Annotated in this window: 23 protein-coding genes; 1 reads left to right on the top strand and 22 read right to left on the bottom strand. The window is 38.4% G+C overall.

The genetic code is table 11. The features are described from left to right. Positions 1 to 15: 15 nt before the first annotated feature. The 14 genes from lepB to ACH0AK_RS09865 form a co-directional block, all read right to left on the bottom strand. Complete coding sequence (lepB, locus tag ACH0AK_RS09930) at positions 16 to 567, bottom strand: signal peptidase I (RefSeq protein WP_194179702.1); 552 nt, start codon at positions 565 to 567, stop codon at positions 16 to 18. A gap of 248 nt (positions 568 to 815) precedes the next feature. Further along, the gene (locus ACH0AK_RS09925) at positions 816 to 1,043 is read right to left on the bottom strand and encodes a YozE family protein (protein ID WP_010735751.1); all 228 of its coding nucleotides are present in this window, start codon (positions 1,041 to 1,043) and stop codon (positions 816 to 818) included. Continuing rightward, entirely contained in the window at positions 1,040 to 1,558 is a 519-nt protein-coding gene (gene msrA / locus ACH0AK_RS09920; protein WP_010735752.1) for a peptide-methionine (S)-S-oxide reductase MsrA, read from the bottom strand. Before msrA ends, ACH0AK_RS09925 begins: the two co-directional genes overlap by 4 nt. Before the next feature lie 32 nt (positions 1,559 to 1,590). Continuing rightward, positions 1,591 to 2,247, bottom strand: a complete 657-nt coding sequence (locus tag ACH0AK_RS09915) for a YpmS family protein (protein ID WP_010735753.1) — start codon at positions 2,245 to 2,247, stop codon at positions 1,591 to 1,593. After that, entirely contained in the window at positions 2,240 to 3,136 is an 897-nt protein-coding gene (locus ACH0AK_RS09910; RefSeq protein ID WP_023519482.1) for an SGNH/GDSL hydrolase family protein, read from the bottom strand. Before ACH0AK_RS09910 ends, ACH0AK_RS09915 begins: the two co-directional genes overlap by 8 nt. Positions 3,137 to 3,378: 242 nt before the next feature. Next, the gene (locus ACH0AK_RS09905; protein ID WP_023519481.1) at positions 3,379 to 4,221 is read right to left on the bottom strand and encodes a DegV family protein; all 843 of its coding nucleotides are present in this window, start codon (positions 4,219 to 4,221) and stop codon (positions 3,379 to 3,381) included. 264 nt (positions 4,222 to 4,485) lie between these two features. After that, positions 4,486 to 4,998 (bottom strand): dihydrofolate reductase, encoded by a 513-nt coding sequence (locus ACH0AK_RS09900; RefSeq protein WP_023519480.1) that lies wholly within the window; start codon positions 4,996 to 4,998, stop codon positions 4,486 to 4,488. A gap of 14 nt (positions 4,999 to 5,012) precedes the next feature. Then, positions 5,013 to 5,960 carry a thymidylate synthase gene (locus tag ACH0AK_RS09895; protein ID WP_023519479.1) on the bottom strand — a complete coding sequence of 316 codons (948 nt, stop codon included), beginning with the start codon at positions 5,958 to 5,960 and terminating at the stop codon, positions 5,013 to 5,015. 10 nt (positions 5,961 to 5,970) lie between these two features. Further along, positions 5,971 to 7,857 carry an ABC-F family ATP-binding cassette domain-containing protein gene (locus ACH0AK_RS09890; RefSeq protein ID WP_010735758.1) on the bottom strand — a complete coding sequence of 629 codons (1,887 nt, stop codon included), beginning with the start codon at positions 7,855 to 7,857 and terminating at the stop codon, positions 5,971 to 5,973. Positions 7,858 to 8,078: 221 nt separating this feature from the next. Next, positions 8,079 to 10,175 carry a cation:proton antiporter gene (locus tag ACH0AK_RS09885; RefSeq protein WP_010735759.1) on the bottom strand — a complete coding sequence of 699 codons (2,097 nt, stop codon included), beginning with the start codon at positions 10,173 to 10,175 and terminating at the stop codon, positions 8,079 to 8,081. Between the two features lie 12 nt (positions 10,176 to 10,187). Beyond that, on the bottom strand, positions 10,188 to 10,463 hold the full coding sequence (locus ACH0AK_RS09880) for a hypothetical protein (RefSeq protein WP_010735760.1): 276 nt from the start codon (positions 10,461 to 10,463) through the stop codon (positions 10,188 to 10,190). 228 nt (positions 10,464 to 10,691) lie between these two features. Next, positions 10,692 to 11,147: a hypothetical protein gene (locus ACH0AK_RS09875; protein WP_010735761.1), complete on the bottom strand. Its 456-nt coding sequence runs from the start codon at positions 11,145 to 11,147 to the stop codon at positions 10,692 to 10,694. A gap of 265 nt (positions 11,148 to 11,412) precedes the next feature. Further along, on the bottom strand, positions 11,413 to 12,618 hold the full coding sequence (locus ACH0AK_RS09870; RefSeq protein ID WP_023519478.1) for a CCA tRNA nucleotidyltransferase: 1,206 nt from the start codon (positions 12,616 to 12,618) through the stop codon (positions 11,413 to 11,415). 19 nt (positions 12,619 to 12,637) lie between these two features. After that, positions 12,638 to 12,976, bottom strand: coding sequence for a nucleotide pyrophosphohydrolase (locus ACH0AK_RS09865; RefSeq protein WP_010735763.1), 339 nt, complete (start codon positions 12,974 to 12,976; stop codon positions 12,638 to 12,640). Between the two features lie 247 nt (positions 12,977 to 13,223). On the opposite strand from ACH0AK_RS09865, the gene ACH0AK_RS09860 reads away from it, so the two are divergent. Then, the gene (locus ACH0AK_RS09860) at positions 13,224 to 14,105 is read left to right on the top strand and encodes a YitT family protein (RefSeq protein WP_019723717.1); all 882 of its coding nucleotides are present in this window, start codon (positions 13,224 to 13,226) and stop codon (positions 14,103 to 14,105) included. A 724-nt stretch (positions 14,106 to 14,829) separates the two neighbouring features. Here ACH0AK_RS09860 and ACH0AK_RS09855 read toward each other — a convergent pair. The 8 genes from ACH0AK_RS09855 to ACH0AK_RS09820 all read right to left on the bottom strand — a co-directional run bounded on the left by ACH0AK_RS09855 (position 14,830) and on the right by ACH0AK_RS09820 (position 22,798). Continuing rightward, on the bottom strand, positions 14,830 to 15,390 hold the full coding sequence (locus tag ACH0AK_RS09855; RefSeq protein WP_023519477.1) for a YpiB family protein: 561 nt from the start codon (positions 15,388 to 15,390) through the stop codon (positions 14,830 to 14,832). Positions 15,391 to 15,395: 5 nt separating this feature from the next. After that, entirely contained in the window at positions 15,396 to 16,655 is a 1,260-nt protein-coding gene (locus ACH0AK_RS09850) for a tetratricopeptide repeat protein (protein WP_023519476.1), read from the bottom strand. Next, on the bottom strand, positions 16,656 to 17,702 hold the full coding sequence (locus ACH0AK_RS09845; protein ID WP_137072176.1) for a hypothetical protein: 1,047 nt from the start codon (positions 17,700 to 17,702) through the stop codon (positions 16,656 to 16,658). 243 nt (positions 17,703 to 17,945) lie between these two features. Next, positions 17,946 to 18,221: a non-specific DNA-binding protein Hbs gene (hbs, locus tag ACH0AK_RS09840; RefSeq protein ID WP_002290178.1), complete on the bottom strand. Its 276-nt coding sequence runs from the start codon at positions 18,219 to 18,221 to the stop codon at positions 17,946 to 17,948. A gap of 246 nt (positions 18,222 to 18,467) precedes the next feature. Beyond that, complete coding sequence (gene der / locus ACH0AK_RS09835) at positions 18,468 to 19,778, bottom strand: ribosome biogenesis GTPase Der (RefSeq protein ID WP_010735768.1); 1,311 nt, start codon at positions 19,776 to 19,778, stop codon at positions 18,468 to 18,470. A gap of 212 nt (positions 19,779 to 19,990) precedes the next feature. Next, complete coding sequence (gene rpsA / locus ACH0AK_RS09830) at positions 19,991 to 21,223, bottom strand: 30S ribosomal protein S1 (RefSeq protein WP_010735769.1); 1,233 nt, start codon at positions 21,221 to 21,223, stop codon at positions 19,991 to 19,993. 132 nt (positions 21,224 to 21,355) lie between these two features. Next, the gene (cmk, locus tag ACH0AK_RS09825) at positions 21,356 to 22,036 is read right to left on the bottom strand and encodes a (d)CMP kinase (RefSeq protein WP_010735770.1); all 681 of its coding nucleotides are present in this window, start codon (positions 22,034 to 22,036) and stop codon (positions 21,356 to 21,358) included. Positions 22,037 to 22,162: 126 nt separating this feature from the next. Further along, complete coding sequence (locus tag ACH0AK_RS09820) at positions 22,163 to 22,798, bottom strand: SAG1386/EF1546 family surface-associated protein (RefSeq protein WP_010735771.1); 636 nt, start codon at positions 22,796 to 22,798, stop codon at positions 22,163 to 22,165. Positions 22,799 to 22,800 lie beyond the last annotated feature (2 nt).

The raw sequence follows: 22,800 nt of genomic DNA, 5'->3' as shown, positions 1-22,800 counted from the left end.
AAGTCTTCTTTTATTTTACCTGATCCATTTGATTTCATTTAATGGGTAATACACAAATCTCGCTTTTCCTAAAATTTCATCTCTAGATATTGTTCCAAATGAACGACTATCTTTTGATACACGACGATTATCCCCCAAAACAAAATAGCTATCTTCAGGTAATTCTGTATATCCTGTCAACTCTTCCAAGGTAAAATCGGTAGTATAAGGTGCATTTTCATGGTCCGAACGGATATTTTTACTTAAATAAGGTTCTTCGATTGGCTGGCCGTTGATTTTTAGTTGGTCCTTTTCATAACTAATAGTTTCTCCCGGTAGACCAATGACTCTCTTGATATAGATCGTGCCATCTGAAATTTGGAAAACGACTACATCAAATCTTCTGATTTCAGAGAATTTTTCCATAACGACCATATCACCTTGCTTAAGGACATTCTCCATCGAGTTTCCTTCCACTGGTACTGGGATCAATATAAATCCCCGTAAAATAAATGCAATCACTATGGAACAAAGTAAAAATTTAATAAATAACCAAAAACGGTCAATATAACGCTGCTTTTTTGTCAAAGCCCATCAATCCATCCCTCGTAAAATCTTAACCTATTATCCTCATTATATAGAATAACTACAGAAAAAGCGAATGGTTCAATAATCATTTACAGATAGACGCGAAAAAAGACGGACATACGTACGATGCTTTAGAAATAATTGAATAGACCAAAATCACTGTATCAAATAGGACTATTCAAAAATATTGTCTAAGCAGTACTTGTCTCGTCTTTTTTAAGTCATACCCTTCATACCAGATCCATTGTTCAGGCGAGATGATTATTCTCTAGATAATGATCCCAAGCTTTATCAAAGATATCCATAGAGGGCAAATAATCAACATTCATTTCTAAATAATCAGAGATTTCTTCATAACTCGTACTATGTTTTGGAAACTGGATATCTTTTCCAGCTTCGGTTGCAAACGTTGATAACGCATCGGAAGATTTCCCTCCACGAAGAGTCATCAGATAGTGATAGAAGCTGCGATTCATTGCTTTCCCTCCCAATTGTCAGCAATAAATGCCGCACGACGCGCATGATTACGCTCAAAGTTCTCAGGATTTTTTTTGTAGTAATCTTGATGTTCATCTTCTGCTAAATAGAAGGTCTCCGCTGGCTCAATCGTCGTAACGATGGGATCACTAAAGCGACCACTTGCTGCAAGTTGTTGTTTGCTTTCTTCAGCTTTTTGACGTTGTTCTTCTGTAGTATAAAAAATCACAGGTCGGTAATTGTCGCCTCGGTCTTCAAATTGACCAAAAGCGTCTGTAGGATCTGTTTGTTGCCAATAAAGCTCAAGTAATGCCTCGTATGAGATCAATTCAGGATCATACAAGATTTCTACTGCTTCAGTATGTCCTGTTGTTTTGGCTTTCACTTGTTCATACGTTGGATTTGGCACATGACCTCCAGTATAACCGGACATGATCGTGTGGATGCCAGGTAATGTGTCAAAAGGCTGGATCATGCACCAAAAACAACCTCCTGCAAATATTGCTCGTTCCATTGTTGATTCCTCCCTTACTCTCGAGATATCACTTAATTAGTACTAGATTCGGTCGTTTCTTCCGTCGTTGAGGAATCTTTTGGTAAATACAAACTAAAGCGAATATCATCGTTGACTAAATCAATTTTGTCCGCTTTGATGTACATTCCATTTTGCATACGGAATTGGTCTAATCGTAACATGATCGTTAAATCGTCTGTATTGATCTCGATCCATTCAGGTAGTTTGTAATTTCGCTTGATCATATTCATCACATCTTTGATCGGCAGATTCAATGTACCGATCGATAGACTTTTTGCTTTTAACTGAACATTACCATTTTCCATTACATACGGATCAAAATACAAGTAAAAGTCGATAGGGAATCCTAACACTTCAAACGTCCCATTAAGCAATGCTTCATTTTCTAAATAAAATTTGTACTTGATATCTTGTCCTTCTTGGAAATCTGTCAAGAAAAAGCTGATCAGTTGGTTGACTTTTTCTTTTTGAGTATTGATCGTCAATACTGGATCGCCTTGTCTTTCTGTAATCGCTGGTACTTCTGGCAAATCAGGTTCACGATTGGCGAATATCCGCGTACCCAAGAAAATCGTCGAACCAATGATCAGGCCTAATAAAATCAGAAATGCGTATTTCCAGTAGTTATGCCTTTTGTTTTTTACAACTGTTGAACTACGTTTATCCATCCTTGTTTCCCTCCTTGACCAGCCATTTTTCATGCGTTTCGATTAATTGATCTCTCACAGCATTAGCCATCAATTGATAGCCTAAGTTATTAGGATGAAAATGATCTTCTTCATATAACACATTATTTTTCGTCCCGTTCGAACTATCGCTAGAAGCTGACTGATCAGAAGCTTCAGTAATTCCGACCTCTTGATTTAATCCTTGATACAATAGATCATTGATCGGGATAAAATAGCTATTTTCTGCTTCATTTACTACTTGCTGTGTTCCTTCATTCCAGTTATCCACAATCGTTTGCATATCTGTAATCTCAGGGAAGTTCAAATAAAATGGATTGTAGATCCCTAAAATATAGATAGGTACCTCTTTATTTAACCCTCGTATCTCTTCGATGATGGCTTGGACGTTTTCTTGATACTTCTTGATTGGTTTATTGAATGAACGGATACTGATACCAAAAAGGTTATTTTGGATCACTTTCATTAAATCATTCCCACCAACAGTCAAGGTAATAATGTCTGCGGTTTCGATATTCTTTTGGATTTCTTCATTGCTTTTCAATCTTTTTAATATTTGATCACTTCGTTCGCCATTTACACCATAGTTTTCAATTTCAATGGCTGTCAAACCGTATCTTTCTTTTATGTCATTTGCGACTAACGGAACAAAACCACCTTGTTTCGTCTGGTCGCCTACTCCTTCAGTCAATGAATCGCCAATTGCTACATAGTGTAACTTTTCCTTTTGATTGCTTTCAGAAGTAACCGATGCTGCCGGTTTTAACAAAGGCTGTGCTTTCGGCACGCTCAAAGAGAGTCCGACAAAGAGAAGAACTGCAGTGAACAAAGGGATCAAAACAAGCAACCACTGTTGTTTCATTCGTTTCATTGTTTCACCTCTAGACCATGATTGTTTCTTATATTACCAAAATTCCAATTAAAAAAATAGCCCTTTTCTGAAAAAAAGAAAGAGGCTGTTTCTCATCTGCTAAAGGAAGTGGAGCATCTCAAAATGTCTTTTCCTCCTCACTTCCTTATGCTAGTAGCACTTGAACGAAAAAAGACAGATCACAAAGAACACGTTTATTTGTCTTCACATGATCTGTCCTTCTATTCCTTATTTTACATTCATCAATCGGTATAATACATGATTGCAAAAGCATTTTCCCCTGTATGGGTAGCAATCACTGGATTTGTATGCAATACTGGGATGTCCATATCGGGAAACAATTGTTTCAAGCCTTCTTCAAACTCTCGAGCAAGCTCTGTGGCACCTGCATGTGAGATACCGATCTGGCGAACGTTCGGTAGAGCCTTCAGTTCTTTCTTCAAGCCATCAAACCACTTGTCGAAAGTCTTTTTCCCACGACCTTTTGTCACAGGAATCAGCTCTGAATGAGCAAAGTTCATCACCACACGAATGTTTAACATACTTGATAGTAAACCAGTTGCACGACTGATTCTTCCACCTTTTACTAAGTTATCCAATGTGGAGATACCGATATAAAGTTTGGTATTATTTTTGATCTTCTCGATTTCAGCAAGGATCTCTTCTGCTGATTTACCTTCTTTGGCCATTTCAGCCGCACGAATCACTTGGAAAGATAAACCTTGGTCAGTCGTATCACTATCAATGACTGTGACGTTTGTTTTCGTTAAGTTGCTTGCTTGTCTTGCAGCTTCAACCGTTCCACTTAACCCTTTCGTCATATGGATGGAAATCACTTCACTACCATCTTGTCCTAATTCATCATACGTTGAAATGAATTCGCCGATCGGCGGTTGACTTGTTTTAGGTAATGATTTTGATTTAGCCATCATTTCCATGAATTTCTCTCCGCCTAGTTGATCGTCATCAGGATATACAACGCCATCGATCATAATTGATAATGGCATAACATGAATATTCAAATGATCTCGTACTACTTTTTCCATTGTACAAGAAGAATCTGTTACTATTTTTACGTTTGTCATTATTTCACACTCTTTCTTTCACAAAGTGCCTAGCATTTTTCAGGCAGGTCCACTTTCAGTATACCAAAGAACTTCTGTTTTTTCATCAAATTCAGTTATAAACAAATTTAAAATAAATTGTTTGTTATGATAACATGGTTCTACTCAGTTTTCTTTATCTGTTCTACTTTTTTTGATGGAACGACAAAATAAGCAGAAGAAACCTGAATGATAAAAAATCCATTTTGGTTTCTTCCGCTTTGAATCTATAGGTTCAACGAAACATTATATCTCTTCTGTTGTGTGTTCTTCTTTACGTTTATACGTCTCAAACTGATGTGCATAACTATTTTTTTCATCTATTTCTCCCGGACTGATATTGATCAATGACCATGCTTGCCAGTCTACAGCAGGAAAATACGTATCTCCTTCGAAAGAGTGATGGATCACCGTACGATACAAAATTGTGCAGTAAGGTAAAAATTCTTCATAGATTGCTGACCCTCCAGCAACAAATAAAATTTCATCTACTTCTTTTTCATAAGCTAATACTTCATTGACATCATGCATCACTAGTACGCCCTCGGCTGTAAACTCACGGTCTCTTGTCAAAACAATCGTTTTACGATTAGGTAGTGGCTTACCGCCCATCCCCATAAATGTTTTTCGTCCCATGATCAATACATTCGCTTCAGTCATTTGCTTAAAAAATTTCAAATCATTCGGCAAATGCCAAGGAAGTCTATCTTCTTTTCCGATCAGGCCATTTTCATCTTGTGCCCAGATTGCAGCGAACATTTTCTCATCCTTTCTTAGACCGCGATAGGTGCCTTTATTGAAGGATGCGGCTCATATCCTTCAACTTTGATATCATCCATTTCAAAATCAAACACAGAGTTTTTTTCTGTATTCAATACTAGCTTCGGAAATGGACGAACTTCACGAGACAATTGTTCTTTCATTTGTTCTACGTGATTTGAGTAAAGATGCGCATCGCCTAAAGTATGGATAAATTCACCAACTTCTAATCCCGTTTCATGCGCAATCAGATGTGTCAATAAAGCATAGCTAGCAATATTGAACGGGACACCTAAAAACACGTCAGCACTTCTTTGATACAGCTGGCAACTTAGTTTATTGTCATTTACATAGAATTGAAACATCGTGTGGCAAGGAGGTAAAGCCATACTTGGCACATCTTCTGGATTCCATGCTGAGACGATCAGTCGTCTTGAATCAGGTGTCTGCTTGATAGCTTCGATCACTTCTTTGATTTGATCGATGAAACTACCTTCTTTGGTTTCCCAATGACGCCATTGATAGCCATAAATATGACCAAGATCTCCATGTTTTTCTGCAAATTCTTCATCTGCCACTATCTTTTCACAGAATTTCTTGCTTTCTTCTTGATAGACTTTATTGAATTCTGGATCAGTCAAACTACGATGTCCAAAATCTGTCATATCCGGCCCTTGGTAATCCTCACTTTTGATATACCGTTCAAATGCCCATTCATCCCAAATATGGTTATTATTTTGTAAAAGATAACGGATATTCGTGTCTCCTTTTAAAAACCATAATAATTCGCTTTTGATCAAACCAAAAGGTACACGTTTTGTCGTCAATAACGGAAAGCCTTTTTGCAGGTCAAATCGCATTTGATAACCGAATAAACTAAATGTTCCTGTTCCCGTACGATCACCTTTTACATGTCCATCAGATAACAACTTTTTCCCTAGATCAAGATATGCTTGCTCCATCTTTTCCCTCCTAATTATCTGCCCATTCACTTAAATATTCCCAACGTGACATTTTTTCTTCCAGCAGTTCTTCAGTTGTGGTTACTTCTTTTTGTAATTCTTGCAATCGTGTGAAATCATCCCCTTGATGGTTCATCTCCTCTTGCAATTCATCCAAACGATTCTCTAGTTCCGCAATCTCATCTTCGATTGTTGCCCATTCTTTCTGTTCCATATAAGAAAGCTTTTTCTTTGGCTCAGATTTTTTTTCTTCTATCTTAGCTTTGACTTTTTCTGGTTGAATCTGTTGATCTTCTTTGCGTTTGGCTAAATAGCTAGACATATCGCCATAATAAAGCTCTTGTTTGCCATCTCCTAGAAAAACTAACAGTTTATCAACTACCTTATCTAAGAAATAACGGTCATGAGAAACGGTGATCACCGCTCCAGGGAATGTCCGGAAATAATCTTCCAAAATCGTTAAAGTAGCGATATCTAAGTCATTGGTTGGCTCATCCAGCAATAGAACATTTGGTTGCTGGATCAATAATTTGAGTAAATATAAACGACGCTTTTCCCCACCAGACAGTTTACGGATCAGTGTTCCGTGCATGAATCTTGGAAACAAGAACCGCTCCAAAAGTTCGGCGACACCGATTTGCGTTCCATCCGCAGTTTGGACTTCTTCTGCCGCTTCTTGCAGATAAGCAATCATTCGTTTGTCCGGAGACATTTTTTCATTTTCCTGTGTATAGTAAGCTAATCGAACAGTTTCGCCAATCGTATAGATGCCACTATCTAAGGATAATTTCCCTGCTAAGATATTTAACAACGTTGACTTTCCAGCACCGTTCTCTCCAGTGATTCCTAGACGCTCTCTTGATTGGATCAATAGATCCAAGTGTTGGAGCAAAGGTTTTCCTTCAATCGAATACGAACCATCCTTGATCTCGATCACTTTTTTACCTAAACGTTGTGTCGCGATATTTAGTTCGATATCCGTATCATGATTGACTTGATATAAGTTTTCTTTTAAATCTTCAAAGCGATTGATACGTGCTTGCTGTTTCGTCCCACGAGCTTGTACTCCCGCTCGCATCCAAGAAAGCTCCTGCTTATACAGGCGTTTACGCTTTTCTTCTTGTTCGACTTCGACACGATCTCGCTCGGCTTTTTCAATAAGATAAGCTTCATAATTGCCTTTATATTCATAAAGATTCCCAAAGGCAAGTTCAAAGATCCGATTCGTGACACGATCTAAGAAATAACGATCATGGGTAACCATCAATAAGGCACCACGATATTGTTTCAAGTAAGATTCCAACCATTCGATCGCTGCATAATCTAAGTGGTTTGTCGGCTCGTCAAGTAATAAAAGATCAGGTTCATCGATCAAAACCTGTGCTAAGCTGACACGTTTTTTTTGTCCACCCGAAAGCTCACCGATTTTCTTTTCTAATTGACTGATCCCTAGTTTTTGCAAAATGATCTTGGCATTTGTATCCGTCGTCCAAGCGTCCTCTTTATTCATTCGCTCTTCTGCCAATGCGTAGCGTTTTTGGACTGCTTCATCATCGCCATTTTCAGCTAATGCAATCAAGGCTTCCTCATAGAGTCGTACAGTCTGGATCAATGGACTATTCCCTTGAAAAACAGCTTGTAAGACCGTATCATTTTCTGCAAATGAATCGGTTTGTGATAAATAACCGATACGGTAATCATTCGGATAAAAAACTGTCTGCTGATCACCATCTCCACTGTCAAGTCCAGCGATGATATTCAAAAGACTTGTTTTACCAGTTCCATTGGTACCAATCAAACCGATGCGATCATGTTCATGGATCAAAAAGGAGATCTGATTAAATAATTCTTTTTCTCCATATGTTTTTTTGAGGTCAGTTATTTTTAGCTCTTTCACCAGTACTCCCCCCTTATCTTGGATATTGTAACATAAAACAATTGTTTAAAAGATAGTTTTTTTCGAATATTCTTTTTTTTAGGTAGCATTGAAGATACGTGTTCTCTCACTTCATATAACCAAATACACAGGATTCAAAAACCTGACTTCCTGGATGAACTTAATTATTAAGGTTAAACGACTTCTGTCACAACCTCAAAAAAAAGAGGAGCTGTGCTTTGTCACAACTTCCTCTTTTGGTCTTGTTTCAATTGAAATTTCTTTGCTTTCGCTTGGAACGCAAAGCGAAATGAAAAACGATCTGTCGGTTGATTCATTGTATAGGACTCCAACAGATTGATATTTCGTCTATATTGATTCGCAGAAAAAGTCGTGATCGTTTCTGCGACTTCATATTCATCAATGACTTTTCTTTCTAAATAGTAACCTCTTAGCATCTTCTTCGTAAACAAACGATCTTGTTGGATCATCCAAGTGGAAATCAGATTACCACTCATCATCCGAATCCCCTGAGCTTTTCGTTGTTCGATAAAGAATCCGATCATCGTATCATCATAAACGTCCGTTAGATTCTCCAAACTTTCGATGATCAATTGCGTATTCTTTTGATACGTCTCTCGAATTTCCTGAATGTCTTTATCAGAGATCATAGTTTGGCGATCACTTTGCCGTCTTTGCCAAAACATTTTGGGGTGGAGAACGATCCGCATCAATCGGCGTACCACAATAAACCAAAATCCAATGAATGACAAAATTTGACTTGTGATCGACTGTTCAAAGTTAGCTAGGAATCTTGAATAAAAGCGATAGCCATTTGAAGACAACTTCCCAGAACGATATCTTTCATCCAAGCCATCTCGCTCAATCGATAAAATCAACGCTTGGATTTCTTGGACTTCTTGCTTTTCATCTCCACTCAAATCAGATAAATAAAGCTCACTGATTCTTTCTTGATAAGTCTCAATCACTGCTTCTATCGCTAAATAAGCTTTTGATCCTGGTTCTTCCGCTTCTTTTTCTAAGCGTAGTGTTTCAATCACTTCTTCCAAGATCATCAAAGCTTTTAAATCAGTTGTCGCTGCTTCTTCTGTTTCAGTCAACATTGGCAATACAATGATCCCGATAATCAACGTGACCAAAATAACCCCTGCCGTTAAAAATAAGAGCAATGATCGTTGATTGAATGCCATTTGATTGATCGTGAATGGTAAAATAAAAATAGTCGCTAAACTGACTGTTCCTTTTACACCCCCAAAAGTTAAGATCAAGACTTCATTCAGTTGTTTTTTGAAACTTTGAAAACCGCCCTTAAACATATAAAATAAGCTGATTGAAACGAAGCGTATGACGAACAGCATGATTGAAACCAATAAAATGATCATTAGCAACAAACTATTCGAATACAGTCCATCTCCCCAAACTGGTGTAAAGACTTGTGTCAGTTCAATTCCTAAAAATATAAATACCAGCGCATTCAATGTGAAGGCAATCGTTGTCCATGTACTATTCGATAAAGTTGACAACTCCGCATCAAAGACTGAGATTTTTTTAAATCCTGAGGCTTGTAATACCCCTGCAACCACTGCTGCAATAATTCCTGAAACATGAAAGACTTCGGCTAAAACATACGCTAAGAAAGGCAACAACAATTCAATCAATAAGTAGCCTGTTACGTCACGTGCCGATGCTTTCTCGATCAAACCAATGATTTTTCTTTTTACCCAGACAAGCAAAAAGCCGACTACTGCCCCGCCAATACTTGATAAAATCAGTGTAACGCCTGCGTTTACCGCAGAGAACGTCCCAGTGATCAAAGCAGCTAAGGCAAATTGGAAGGCTGTTACGCCAGAAGCATCATTCAGTAACCCTTCACCTTCTAAAATATGCATGGCTTTTTTCGGAATGTTCACACGATTGGAAAGCGAACTGACTGCCACCGCATCTGTCGGACCTAGTGCTGCACCAAAAGCGAAACACGCGGCTAAAGGGACACTGGGCAACAGAAATGATAACGTTGCTCCAACGCCAATCAAAGTCAAGATCACCCCACCAAAAGCGAGAAACAATATCGTATCGAAATTTTTCAGGATCGAGGCGATATCCGCTTTTTCTCCTTCTCTAAAAAGCAAGGGGGCGATGATCATCACTAAAAATAATTCAGGTTCAAAATTGATGGATTCACCCCATTCGGTCAATCCTAAAACCACGCCAAGAAATATTTGGATCAGTGGTGCAGGGATCATTGGCAAGATACGACTTGCTATGTTGGATAGCGTGATCGTGACTGCAAAAACAATCACTAACTCTGCAAATTCCATGCTTGATCCCCTTTATTTTTTATTTTGTGCAAGAACTTTCAAATATTGCTCTTTTTTCTTTAAAATTTTGTTTTCAACAATTTCCGCTTGGGTCACCCGACCATCTAACTCACATTGCACACGTTTTGATTCTAAACGGAGCAATTCGTGTTTCAAGCGTCCTAATTGACGATACATCAAGATATTCCTTTTACGCAACTTACATAAGATCTGGCGACGATCTTCCATTGAAAAAGTACCATAGTGATCAACCAGTCGTTTCTTTTGTTCTTCAAAACTCTCTCTCATTTTCAAGATCTCCTAAATTCAAACTGCACCAATTATAGCAAAAAGTTTTTAAAATGCAACTAAAACCTTTTTACTTTTAGGATGAAGTATTCGTTTCAATTCCAGAAACTCATTCTAGTCCAATCACTATAAAATATCAACTGTAATCGTAAAATAAAGACAAAAGAAAAACACATGCAAAACCTATTCAAAAGTTTTGCATGTGCTATTTTTAAACGTCATTCGCTCTTATTCGAAATATTCGCCATAAACATCGTCAACACGTTGTTCTGGGTTGATCACAATGTATAAGTTACCAGTTTTTTCACTGATTTTTGTTGATTGATATTGATTATCTAATCCCTCTGTTCCTTTGTCCAAGTAAGGGAAGTATACTAGATCAGGTGTACCATTGCGATACAAGATTTCCATACGTTCAATATCTTCATATTTCAAAGCACGATTGAACATACCCATTTCCAAACCACCTAGATTGATATCATGAGTAGCTACTGAATCTCCCTCATGGAAGATTTCGATTTTAAAACCGGCACATGGATGGATCTCAATAAATTCACTCCCATTGATACGACCAAAACTTGTCGTGATTTGTTTGATCCAAAGGTCGCCGATGTGACGACGATTGATCGTCCATGTTTCGCCGTTACGGAAATAAAATTTTAGCGCTGTCATTTCTTTGCTCATTAAAAAAATCTCCTTTTTTGACGCATTATATTCTGTTTCATTACTAGTTTAGCATAAAACAACAAAAGCGGTCATCTCTCATGTTTGCTTTTCTGTCAGCTTTTTTGATAACAATCCTCCTCTAAAAGAGAAAAGGGACATGAGAAACATCCTACAAAAAAGCCAAACGCTTCTATAGATAACTCTCATGCCCTTACTTTAGCCATGTCAGTATATGATTAGCCCGCCAAACAGACGTAATTAGTGATTGTCACGATTTCGTTGACTAACCTTGTTGCTCTTTCAGATAGGTTAATAATGCAGCTTGTTCATTCTGTACCAGTCCGTTCACTACCGCTGACTCCGCAAGTGCTAACGCTTCACTGACCCATTTACCTGGTTTTTTTTCACTCGTAGCTAATAGCACCTTGCCATCAATCGCCAACTCACCCATTGTCTTGATAGGAAGTGCATGATAGATGTCTAGCACAGTTGTTGTGTCAGGGGTTTGATGGAAGTAAATCATCAATTCTTCCACATCCAACGATGCGTCTTTTCCAAGATGATAAATCTCCAATGGTGTTAATCGTCGTTCTTGTCGCTTCGCCAATCCTTTGACCAAACGTTGGACTTCTCGAATCATTTGGTTGGAACATTTCCATGCTTTTAAGAAAGGTGCCACCTCTTGCTCAGATCGACTGAGTTGATTGAGTAATAATGCCCAAGCTTGACTTTCTTTTTTTAATGGAATAGATGGTAAATCGGCAAATCTTAATAATGCCTCACCATCTTCTTTTAATTGTGGACAATAGATGTAACATTTTGTTTCGACAAATGCGGCCAAGCCATGATTACGAAAATCCCCTAAAAGCATTTTGATAAATTCAACATTCATTCGCTCAACAGAGATTTTGTCCAATAACGCATGGTTGTCTTCGATCGCCTTGGCCGTTTCTTCTTCCAATTTGAACCCTAGCTGACTCACAAAACGAAGCCCACGCATCATTCGTAAAGCATCTTCATGAAATCGCTCGAAAGGTCGTCCAACTGCTCGTAAGACGTGATTTTCTAAATCAGTTAACCCGTCGAATAAATCAATGATCTCACCATCTTCTTTCAAAGCAAAAGCATTGATCGTAAAGTCTCTGCGCTTTAGATCCTCTTCTAGTGTACGAACAAATGAAACACTATCAGGACGCCGATAATCTTGATAAGTCGATTCCGTACGAAATGTCGTGATCTCATATTGCTCCTCTTCATGGAAGACGAGAACCGTTCCATGTTCGATCCCGATATCGATCGTTTTTGGAAACAACTGCTTGATTTCTTCTGGAAACGCACTAGTAGCAATATCTACATCATGAATTTTTTGTCCGAGTAACGTGTCCCGCACACTACCACCAACAAAGTACGCCTCAAATCCAGCTGCCTCAATTTTTCTTATTACTGGAATTGCTTTTTTATATTCGATCGGTAATTCATTTAGTCTCATTTTTACTCCTTCTATCCTCTCACTGTTCCTCATCTTTTCGGGCAAAACGATGATGGTCCCTTCGATTGAACTTCTCCATATTTTTTTCAAATACCGTCGTCAAATCAATTCCTAACGAGTTTGCCATGATCATTGTTACAAATAGAACATCGCCTAATTCTTCTGCCACTGAATTACTAGGTTCTGTTGCTTTTTTACTTTTTTCGCCATATGAATGATTGACCTCTCGTGCCAATTCACCTACTTCTTCGGTCAGACGTGCCATTTGCGCCAATGGCGAAAAATACCCAACTTTAAATTGTTGGATGTACGCATCGACCTCTTCTTGCATACTTTTTAGTGAACGCTCTTCTTTCATTAAGAACCCTCCAATCATCTCTTCCTAAAAAACTTTACAGCAAAACCGCAAGAAGTGCAATTGTGAAAACAAAGAATACATGCTACATTATGTTAGGTATACTTAATAAATTCTTAGCAACAAGCCAACTTGGTCTATTCTATAACTATAAAAATGAAGAACCAGTTTCCTAATCCCTAGGTCTATATCTAGGATATACCGCTTGTTGCACAATGAATCATATCATATAGTAGAAAGTGGGGATTCGATGACATCATTGAAAACAATGAAAGAAGTTTTTTTTATTATTTTAGGAACAAGTATTTATGCTTTTGGACTAGTCTATTTGAATATCGCAAACCAGCTAGCCGAGGGTGGAGTTTCAGGTATTACCCTGATTTTGCGTGCTCTTTTTCATATCGACCCAGCTTATTCTACTTTATTGATTAATATTCCATTGATCCTACTAGGCGGAAAAATCTTAGGAAAACGCGCGCTCGCGTATACTGTCTTAGGCACTGTCTCGCTTTCTGTCTTCTTATGGATTTGGCAAAGGATTCCCTTACAAATCAACTTAGAGCATGATTTACTGATCGTCTCTTTACTTGCAGGACTGATTGCCGGAGTCGGCAGCGGGATCGTTTATCGTATGGGAGGTACTACAGGAGGAAGTGACATCATCGCTCGGATACTTGAAAAAAATCATGGAATCTCTATGGGACGTTCCCTTTTAGCTTTTGATGTCATCGTTTTACTTGCTTCATTAACTTATATCGATTTGAAGCGGATGATGTACACGTTAATCGCTTCCTATGTATTTAGTCGTGTCATTGATTTTATCCTTGATGGTGGCTACTCTGCCAAAGGGATTCTGGTAGTCTCAAATAAAAGTGAGGAAATTGCACCTTTATTGATGACCGGCTTACAACGTGGTGTCACATTCTTGCATGGAGAAGGTGGCTTTTCTGGTGTCGATAAAAAAATGATCTATATGGTGGTAAGTGCCAGGGAATTAAACGAAGTAAAACGGATCATTCATGAAATTGACGAACATGCCTTTCTTTCAATTCTAAATGTCCATGAAGTAGAAGGAGAAGGCTTTACCTATCTTAAACCACAAACGAGGCGATTTAAAAAAATAACAGAATGATTTTGAATCAATCAACCTGATACTGAAGCTTTCTACGTATATAGAATAACGTAGTTCTGCGTACTTCATGATCAAGGAGTTGCACATGTCTACTTAGAGATATTCTCAGTTCATTCAGAAGTACCTGGGCGATTAGGCCTTTTGTACTTCCTAAAACCGAATATATGGTGCTCCACAAGCTTACCTTCATAAATAAGCGTGAAAAACGAAAATGGCTCTTCAAATTTTTGGGATTCACGCTTATTTCCCATAGCTGGATACTTATGTCACATCTTTTTTTGATCAATAGCTTTATCGTTTCATATTTTTTTGCACAGAATGAAAGATAGATGAACTATTTAAAATATAACTGATAATATTTAAGAGAGCCTATATTACTATCTGAAAATATCACTGGAATCAAATATGTATACATTTCTAACAGATCAACGCACCTTCCAAAAATCTAGAATATGTAAAGATCTCTGGACATTTCGTTCATACGGATCAACCAAAGGAATTTAGGGAAGCGACCAGAGATATTCTGGAACAAATTTGATTATAATAAGCTTTTTAAGAAATTTTGTTATTGAAATCCATTTTTTGTTGACCAAAAAACTTAATAAAAACTAGGCTTCCTTTACAAATATTACTCGGAAGGAAGCCTAGACTTTATTATATATATTTTCACTATAGTTACTTACTTATCATAATGTTACTTTTCCCTGGTCAGCTTTCCCCACACTCAACTCTTACTCTTCTGTGGCGCTTGAAGGATCATGCGGTTCACTTCATCAGATAGTTCAAGAAACGCATCTTTATCGCCTTCTTCTAATGCCTGATCGATCTGTTGGTAAAGCATGTTTAGTTTAGCTGCTTGCTCTTTTTCTTGGAAATAATGCTCGATTAATTCTGTTGATTCTTCGCTGATTGCATCTTCCCATGAGGCTAACGGGTTATCTTCGATGATTTCTAAATATTCTTTCGTTTGCCACGCATTTTCAAAAAGGCATTCGACATAGAGTGGATTTTTCCAATTCAGACGGATTTCGTGGAAGATCTGATCAGTGTCAGTAAATTCCTTTCCATCTAAAAATAGCTTCATCGGCTCACCTTCATAGGAAAGATCGGTGATCTGTAAACCACGTCTTGTTAAGTTTGCACCTTCAACAAAACGCACATTGTGTAAGATTGCTTCATGATTTGCCAGATAGTTCAAAATCCAAAATACTTCTCTACGACTGAAAGAGACATGGTTAACCATCCAAGTTAAGAAATTCTTCTTTTCTTTAACATCAATCAACATATTCATCACCTCTCTGTTAAATCATCTAATAGCGACAATACCTCCATATCCCCTGGTTCATAAGTTAAATATTGTTCCAATAATTCTCGTGTTTTTGCTAATTGGCCCTCTTCACGTAAGAATAAAGCATATTCTTTCAAGAAATCTGGCTCATGATCTAATTCGTGGGCTGCTTGTTCATAGTGGACTGCTGCTACCGCAAAATCTTCTAATTGATTATAGGCATGAGCGAGGTTCCATTCTGCATATGGATTAGCAACTTCTTCCATTTGGTTGACTGTTTGAACAACGTCTTCATAACGTTCTTGATCCAAGTAAAGATTACTCAACGTCAACAACGTTTCATCTTGTTTGTCGCCGACGTTCAAGGCATCAAGTAGTAACTTCTCTGCTTTTTCTTTGTCATGTAGACGAAAGGCATTTTCCGAAGCTAGGTGATAAAGTTCTACTTGGAATGGATTCTCTTTGATACCATCTTCTAAGACTTGTTGTGCTTCTTCGATCATCTCTTCTTCTTGAAGGGCCTGACCAAGATAAAGGTATAAGGATTGATACTGTGGATTCAATTCCCGTAACTCTTGCAAATAATTGATAGCTTTTTCGTTCTCATGTAATTGTAGATTCGTGAACGCTAATTGGAACAAACGATCATCTGTCCGCTCTTCGGCTAAAGCTGCTTCCAGTGGTGGGATTGCTGCTTCAAAATCCCCTTGCATACTCAACGATTGTCCTAAGCGTTCTTGCATGGAAATACTAGAAATTTCTTCTATACCATTTGCTAACAACATTTCGTAAAGTGCGGAAGCTTCATTGAAACGGTCAACTGAAAAATACAATTCAGCCAATGCAAATTGAATCAATGGTTCTTCTGGTAATAGCTTCGCTGCTTCTTTCAATTTTGCTTCACTTACTTCAGGAATACCGATTACTTGGTACAAGTCAGCGATTGCTAATAGTGCTTGTGGATAGTACTCACTATCTTGCTGGATTTTTTCTAAATAGTCAAATGCCTGATCGATCTCATTGTCTTCGATAGCGATCTCTGCCAACGGAATATTCCATTCATCATTTTCAGGCGATACAGTTAGCAGATGTTCAAAAATTGCTTTTGCTTCTTCTAAAAAACCGATGGCTAATAATTCTTCTCCTAACTCATGTAACACATCAGCCGGATCTTCTTGGAGCGCCTTTGCCAAATATTCATTTGCTTCTGTCAAATTTTCGTCTGCTAATGCTTGTAGCATTTTTTCACTATTTGTCATCATCTAAATCCCTCTAATCTCTTGAACGATCCTTTCATAGGACGCCATTGTTTTCAATAGTTCTTGCTCGTTTGGCAATTGATATCCATCTATTATACCAATTTTTTCCAAAACGAGAATTTTTTTGCTCTTTTCTGCTAAAACCAGCACATTTTCTAGATAATCCATTTTTGATATCTCTTCAGGCCAAATAATTGGATAACCTAGATGCTGCAGCCAGATAAAAAAATTCTTCAATTGGAAAGAAAGCGACTTGATTTCTGAATTCCAGATAAGTTGCATCAAGATACCTAAAAATTTTTTCATACTGGCGGAAAGCAAATGACTATTTTCAGTCAGATAAAAAGCTTGCTCAAATAGTTTACCATAATTTGCCACTTGTTCAGCGTCTTCTTGATAAAAATAAATGATTTCTTCTAACATGCCAGCAAAAGGACGATTGAATAATTTTTCGCGATTCGGATAATTTTTGTAAAGATTTTGAAGAAACGGATGATCACAGACTAACCCACAACAGATAAAAATCAAAAAATCGATTTGTTTCCCTTCGATTTGTTTTTCACTGATCGTCCGATCATAAATGATCCGTTCTGGAAGGTTCGTCGTTTGAAGAGCCGATTCGTTCGACCCATGTAAAATCTCGCATTGAGGATTAAGTGCCCGTGCCATGGAGCGGATCGAGACGGGGATCAACCAAAGTGTAGTCTGAAGATACGTATGTTTTTGAAAGAAACCCGCCAACTCCATAATTCCCTCATTGCCAAAACCTATTACTAAAAGCGGTCGATTTTCAGGATAGCGTCTCGCATAGGACAAGAGGCTATGCAATTCAGATAATTGATTACACTGCGTATTGCCACAAATATACCAATCAATCGCTAACTTGTTCGTGAATGACTGTGTCATTTTCTCAGCGTATAGATCATAATAACGTTGGTTCGTTAAAAAAAGAATCGCTTGATCAATCGATTCATTTTTCAACTGACTGACAAATGTTTCCCCATAAAAGATTGTTGTTTCTTCTTGTTGGTAGCGATAGGATAACTCCATGTTGCCCTCCCCTTTTCTTTTATTTTACCATTAGTAAGTAAAATAAAAAAAGAATAAGAAAAACGAGTGAATGAACCCATGCCTTTTTTGATCAACTCTATTCTTTTATTTGGTATGTAACGAGTTCCATTTGGTTGCTGAACTATTTGGTTGTTGCCTTTCTACTGCTTTCCGCCTCTTTTATCCATCTATATAAAAAATAAAGCGCCTGTAGCCGTAGCCACAAGCGCTTTTTCAACTGTCTTATTTAACAGCGTCTTTCAATGCTTTACCTGGTTTAAATGCAGGTACTTTGCTAGCTGGGATTTCGATTTCTTCACCAGTTTGTGGGTTACGTCCTTTACGAGCCGCGCGTTCGCGTACTTCAAAGTTACCAAAACCGATTAATTGAACTTTTTCGCCGTTAGCTAAAGCATCTTGGATAGTTGAAAATACAGCGTCAACTGCTGCAGTTGCGTCTTTTTTAGTTAAATCTGTAGCTGAAGCAACTTTTTCGATTAATTCTGCTTTATTTGCCATGGATAGATTCACCTCCTCCAACAAGAGATATGATAGGAACATCATTTTAGTTTAAAAACTTTCTGAGTGGTCCAGAAGTTTATAAGAAATATTGATTAAGTTTCAATATTCTGTTATCACGATATCATATGAATCGCTTAATAGCAAGGTTTTTGGCATTATTTAACCGCTTTTTTTAGTCATAAAAACGTAATACAAAAATATGCTTATTTTTTTTGAAAAAAACGGACTACTATGGTAAAATGCCTATTTTCTTCGACGTGGAATAATTCGGATCGAAGTTCCTTCAAACGTAAATGCTTTTCTGATTTGATTTTCCAAAAAACGTTCATAAGAGAAATGCATCAATTCTTCTTCATTAACAAAAACAACAAAGGTTGGCGGTTTAACTGCAACTTGTGTGGCATAGAAAATCTTTAATCGTTTACCTTTATCTGTCGGTGTCGGGTTGATCGCTACGGCATCCATGATCACATCATTCAAGACTGCTGAAGAAACACGTAAGTTTTGGTTCATACTCACTTCTTCGATCATTTCAGGCAAACGTTCTAATCGTTGCTTAGTCACAGCTGAAACAAACAGAATCGGCGCATAGTCTAAGTAACGGAATTCTTCACGGATCTCTTGTTCGAAGTCACGCATCGTATTCGTTTCTTTTTTTACTAGATCCCATTTATTGACAACGATGATCACACCACGGCCAGCTTCATGCGCATAGCCAGCTACTCGTTTATCTTGTTCACGGATGCCTTCTTCTGCGTTCAAGACCATTAACACGATGTCTGAACGGTCAATCGCACGCATGGCACGCATCACGCTGTATTTTTCTGTGGTTTCATAAACTTTCCCACGTTTTCTCATTCCAGCTGTATCGATCATCATGAATTTTTGACCGTCTTCTGAGACGAAGTGCGTATCGATAGCATCACGCGTCGTTCCTTCGATGTCCGAAACAATCACTCGGTCTTCACCTAGGATCGCATTGATCAAGGAAGATTTCCCTACATTCGGGCGACCGATCAAACTGAATTTGATGGTATCATCCTCTTCTTCTTCTGCTTCTTCATCAAAGAATTTCACTGCCTCATCTAAGATGTCGCCGATCCCTAATCCATGACTTCCAGATACAGGGTAAGGATCACCTAGACCTAGTGCATAAAATTCATAGATATCGTTTCTCATTTCAGGATTGTCGACTTTATTAACGGCTAAGATCACCGGTTTATTGCTGCGATATAAAATTTTTGCTACGACTTCATCTGCATCAGTGATGCCTTCACGGCCACTGACGACACAGACGATTACGTCTGCTTCATCGATTGCGATTTCTGCTTGGTGCTTGATTTGATCCATAAATGGTTCATCGCCTAAGTCGATCCCACCAGTATCAATAATACTGAAATCACGACCTAACCATTCCCCTTTAGCATAAATACGATCACGAGTAACTCCTGGAGTATCTTCGACAATCGAAATACGCTCACCGGCGATACGGTTAAAAATCGTCGACTTACCGACGTTTGGGCGACCAACGATTGCAATTGTTGGATTTGCCATATTTTTTCCTCCTCACATGTTTCCAATCTCACTTAGTGTACCGAATACTTCGCGAACTTTCAAGCTTAGATCGGTGAACATTCAAGTATTTTTCTGGATCACTGCCTATTACAAAAGAAAATGGTCTGGGGCGTAATCCCCAGACCACTTGTTTTACACATGTACAACTTCCCTTGATGCTGTAAATTCGCGCTTCGGGAACGATCATTCATTTATTTTTCAGAATCATCTGTTGCTGTTTCTTCTACTTCCCCTTTTAAGGCTTCGCCTAAGATGTCACCCATTGTAAATCCTGTATTTTCTTCAGGTAACTCATAAGACTCAACTTCTTTTGGTTCTTTATCAGAAGCAGGTTTTTCTTCTAATGCTTTGATACTTAATGCAATCCGATGCTCTTCTGGATTGACTTCTAAAACTTTCACTTGGACATCATCGCCCTCATGCAACACTTCATGTGGTGTCGCGATGTGTTTATGTGAGATTTGTGAGATGTGGACAAGCCCTTCCACTGTTGGGAATACTTCAACAAAGGCACCAAAGCTAGTTAATCGTTTCACTTTACCTTCAAGTACAGCGCCTACTGGAGCTTTTGTTTCGATATCTGTCCAAGGTCCAGGCAATGTGTCTTTGATCGATAATGAGATACGTCCTTGTTCTGGATTGATTGAAAGAACTTTGACTTTCACTTCATCGCCAACAGCTAAAACATCACCGGGTTTAGCAACATGTCCGTGAGAAATCTCAGAAACGTGTACTAATCCATCGATGCCGCCTAAATCAACAAACGCACCAAAATCTGTGATACGAGCAACGCGTCCTTCGATCACGTCATTTTCTTGGATAGTTGATAGTAATTCTTTTTTCTGTGCTTCTTTTTCTGTTTCAACGACTGCTTTGTGTGAAAGGATCAAGCGATTTTCTGATGGTTCGATTTCAACGATTTTGAATGTCATCGTTTTTCCTTTGTATTCAGAAAAATCAGCGACAAAATGATCTTCTACCATTGATGCCGGAACAAATCCACGAACACCGACATCGACAACTAAACCACCTTTAACTACATTTGTCACTGGTGCTTCGATGATGTTTCCAGCTTGGAAATCTTTTTCGATATCCTCCCAAACTTTTTTCGCATCTAAGCGTCGTTTTGATAAAAGGTAACTTCCGTTTTCTTTGTCTTTACCAATCGTGCTGATCACGACTAGATCTAACGTATCGCCAACCTTTACCACTTCGTTGATATCTTCAACCGGTAAAGTAGATAATTCTTTTGCAGGAACTACGCCTTCAACACCCGTTCCTTCGATTCCAACGATGGCTTGTTTGTCTTCAATAACTAAAACTTCTCCTTTGACGACATCGCCAACGCTCACTTCTTGAACGCTATTCATTGCATCTTCCATAGATTGGTTGTTATCTGTCTGATTTTGTTCAAATTCTGTCATAACACTTGTCCTCCTAACCAACATTCTGCCGTTAACTACGGTACTGCCTATAGTTTAATTGATTATTTAAAAAAAATAAAGCGATTTCGTTTGTTTTCCATTAAAATGGTCGGATTCTCGCTTTTTTTCTATTTAGTCAAGAAAATATCCTTTTTGTTGAATCACTTCTTTGATCGCTTGGACAACTTCTTGAATCGTTTTACCGGTTGTATCGATCCGTATCGCATCTTCTGCTTGCTTCAGGGGTGAAACTTTTCTAGTAGAGTCATATTCATCACGTGCTTGTATTTCTTTTGTCAATTCTTCTAAGTCTGTTGGAATATTTTTTTCAAGGTTTTCTTTGTGTCGTCTTTGTGCCCGTTCAGATACGCTGGCTACCAAGAAAATCTTCACTTCGGCTTTTGGTAAAACAGCGGTACCGATATCTCGACCATCCATGACGACACCACCATCTTCACCGATTTTTTTCTGGATCGCAACAAGAGCTTCGCGTACTTTTGAATGCGCAGCTACTTCAGAGACCGCTCGTGTAACGTCTGGTTGTCGAATATCTGAAGTAACGTCTTGCCCAGCTACAAAGACATGTTGTCCATCCGCCATTTGCTCAAATGAAATCGGGTGTTTGTTGATCAAATCGACTAACTCTGTTTCATCTGAAAAAGCAATGTGATGTTTGATTGCCAAGTAAGTGACTGCACGATACATCGCGCCCGTATCTGTATAAATATAGTTCAATTCATTTGCGATGATTTTAGCTACCGTACTTTTGCCTGAAGAGGCAGGACCGTCAATTGCGATACTAATTCGTGTCATTTTTCATAAACTCCCTTTTCTCAAAAAAAAGGGGCTGTGGCTCAAGCCACTGCTCCTTATTTAATTACATTTTATGAAGATACTCTGAGGAAAAACAACTCTTCAGTATTATCTTTTTAACTCCATTTATTGGACTCTAAGTTCTTGTCCTGGATATAACATGTAGTTGTTTGGATCGATTCCGTTCAATTGGAACAATTGGTCGACTGTAATGCCTGCGCGTTCTGCTACTTGTCTAGGACCTTCACCCGCTTGAACGACTGTGGTTGAGCCTGAAACACCTGTGCCTGCCTCTGGTGTTGAAGTAGGTGTTGTTTCTTGTGGAGCCACACTGCTTGGTGTTGTTTGTTCTGGCTCTGTTACTGTTGAAGATGGTGTTGTTTCTGGTGTCACAGCACTCGTGGGTGTTGTTTCTCCAGCAACTGATTGTGTATCAGAAGTTGGTTCACTAGAAACTGTCGTCGATTCTACAGTTGATTCTACAGTCGAACTTTCTACGATCGATGAAGTCGTAGAGGAAGAAGATGCAGCGGTCGCACTATTACTTGATCCGTTTCTGATCCAGAAGTAAGCTCCTGCCGGAATGGCAATACATAAAACTAATAAAATCAAAAATAGCGATAAGAACAGGGTGTTCCCTTTCTTTTGCTGTCTTTGCGTACTTCTTGAAGATGCTTCATCCTCTGTATCGTAAATTGGTTGCTCCCATGGTTCTTGTGTTTCGTTATTTTCTGATGATTGATGTCTATCTTTTCTACTCACCT

It is taken from the genome of Enterococcus pernyi (assembly GCF_045371165.1).
GTDB classification, from domain to species: Bacteria; Bacillota; Bacilli; order Lactobacillales; family Enterococcaceae; genus Enterococcus_B; species Enterococcus_B pernyi.
This window is presented reverse-complemented; position numbering and strand designations above follow the sequence as displayed.

What these genes read in the sequence shown, in the direction of transcription:
- ACH0AK_RS09865 (WP_010735763.1), bottom strand. Translation starts at nt 12,976, where the DNA reads ATGAAAGAAGAGCGTTCACTAAAAAGTATGCAAGAAGAGGTCGATGCG.
- ACH0AK_RS09885 (WP_010735759.1), bottom strand. Translation starts at nt 10,175, where the DNA reads ATGGAATTTGCAGAGTTAGTGATTGTTTTTGCAGTCACGATCACGCTA.
- ACH0AK_RS09900 (WP_023519480.1), bottom strand. Translation starts at nt 4,998, where the DNA reads ATGTTCGCTGCAATCTGGGCACAAGATGAAAATGGCCTGATCGGAAAA.
- rpsA (WP_010735769.1), bottom strand. Translation starts at nt 21,223, where the DNA reads ATGACAGAATTTGAACAAAATCAGACAGATAACAACCAATCTATGGAA.
- ACH0AK_RS09895 (WP_023519479.1), bottom strand. Translation starts at nt 5,960, where the DNA reads ATGGAGCAAGCATATCTTGATCTAGGGAAAAAGTTGTTATCTGATGGA.
- ACH0AK_RS09880 (WP_010735760.1), bottom strand. Translation starts at nt 10,463, where the DNA reads ATGAGAGAGAGTTTTGAAGAACAAAAGAAACGACTGGTTGATCACTAT.
- ACH0AK_RS09905 (WP_023519481.1), bottom strand. Translation starts at nt 4,221, where the DNA reads ATGACAAACGTAAAAATAGTAACAGATTCTTCTTGTACAATGGAAAAA.
- ACH0AK_RS09915 (WP_010735753.1), bottom strand. Translation starts at nt 2,247, where the DNA reads ATGGATAAACGTAGTTCAACAGTTGTAAAAAACAAAAGGCATAACTAC.
- msrA (WP_010735752.1), bottom strand. Translation starts at nt 1,558, where the DNA reads ATGGAACGAGCAATATTTGCAGGAGGTTGTTTTTGGTGCATGATCCAG.
- ACH0AK_RS09850 (WP_023519476.1), bottom strand. Translation starts at nt 16,655, where the DNA reads ATGATGACAAATAGTGAAAAAATGCTACAAGCATTAGCAGACGAAAAT.
- ACH0AK_RS09855 (WP_023519477.1), bottom strand. Translation starts at nt 15,390, where the DNA reads ATGTTGATTGATGTTAAAGAAAAGAAGAATTTCTTAACTTGGATGGTT.
- ACH0AK_RS09925 (WP_010735751.1), bottom strand. Translation starts at nt 1,043, where the DNA reads ATGAATCGCAGCTTCTATCACTATCTGATGACTCTTCGTGGAGGGAAA.
- ACH0AK_RS09845 (WP_137072176.1), bottom strand. Translation starts at nt 17,702, where the DNA reads ATGGAGTTATCCTATCGCTACCAACAAGAAGAAACAACAATCTTTTAT.
- cmk (WP_010735770.1), bottom strand. Translation starts at nt 22,036, where the DNA reads ATGACACGAATTAGTATCGCAATTGACGGTCCTGCCTCTTCAGGCAAA.
- der (WP_010735768.1), bottom strand. Translation starts at nt 19,778, where the DNA reads ATGGCAAATCCAACAATTGCAATCGTTGGTCGCCCAAACGTCGGTAAG.
- hbs (WP_002290178.1), bottom strand. Translation starts at nt 18,221, where the DNA reads ATGGCAAATAAAGCAGAATTAATCGAAAAAGTTGCTTCAGCTACAGAT.
- ACH0AK_RS09870 (WP_023519478.1), bottom strand. Translation starts at nt 12,618, where the DNA reads ATGAGACTAAATGAATTACCGATCGAATATAAAAAAGCAATTCCAGTA.
- ACH0AK_RS09910 (WP_023519482.1), bottom strand. Translation starts at nt 3,136, where the DNA reads ATGAAACGAATGAAACAACAGTGGTTGCTTGTTTTGATCCCTTTGTTC.
- ACH0AK_RS09875 (WP_010735761.1), bottom strand. Translation starts at nt 11,147, where the DNA reads ATGAGCAAAGAAATGACAGCGCTAAAATTTTATTTCCGTAACGGCGAA.
- ACH0AK_RS09860 (WP_019723717.1), top strand. Translation starts at nt 13,224, where the DNA reads ATGACATCATTGAAAACAATGAAAGAAGTTTTTTTTATTATTTTAGGA.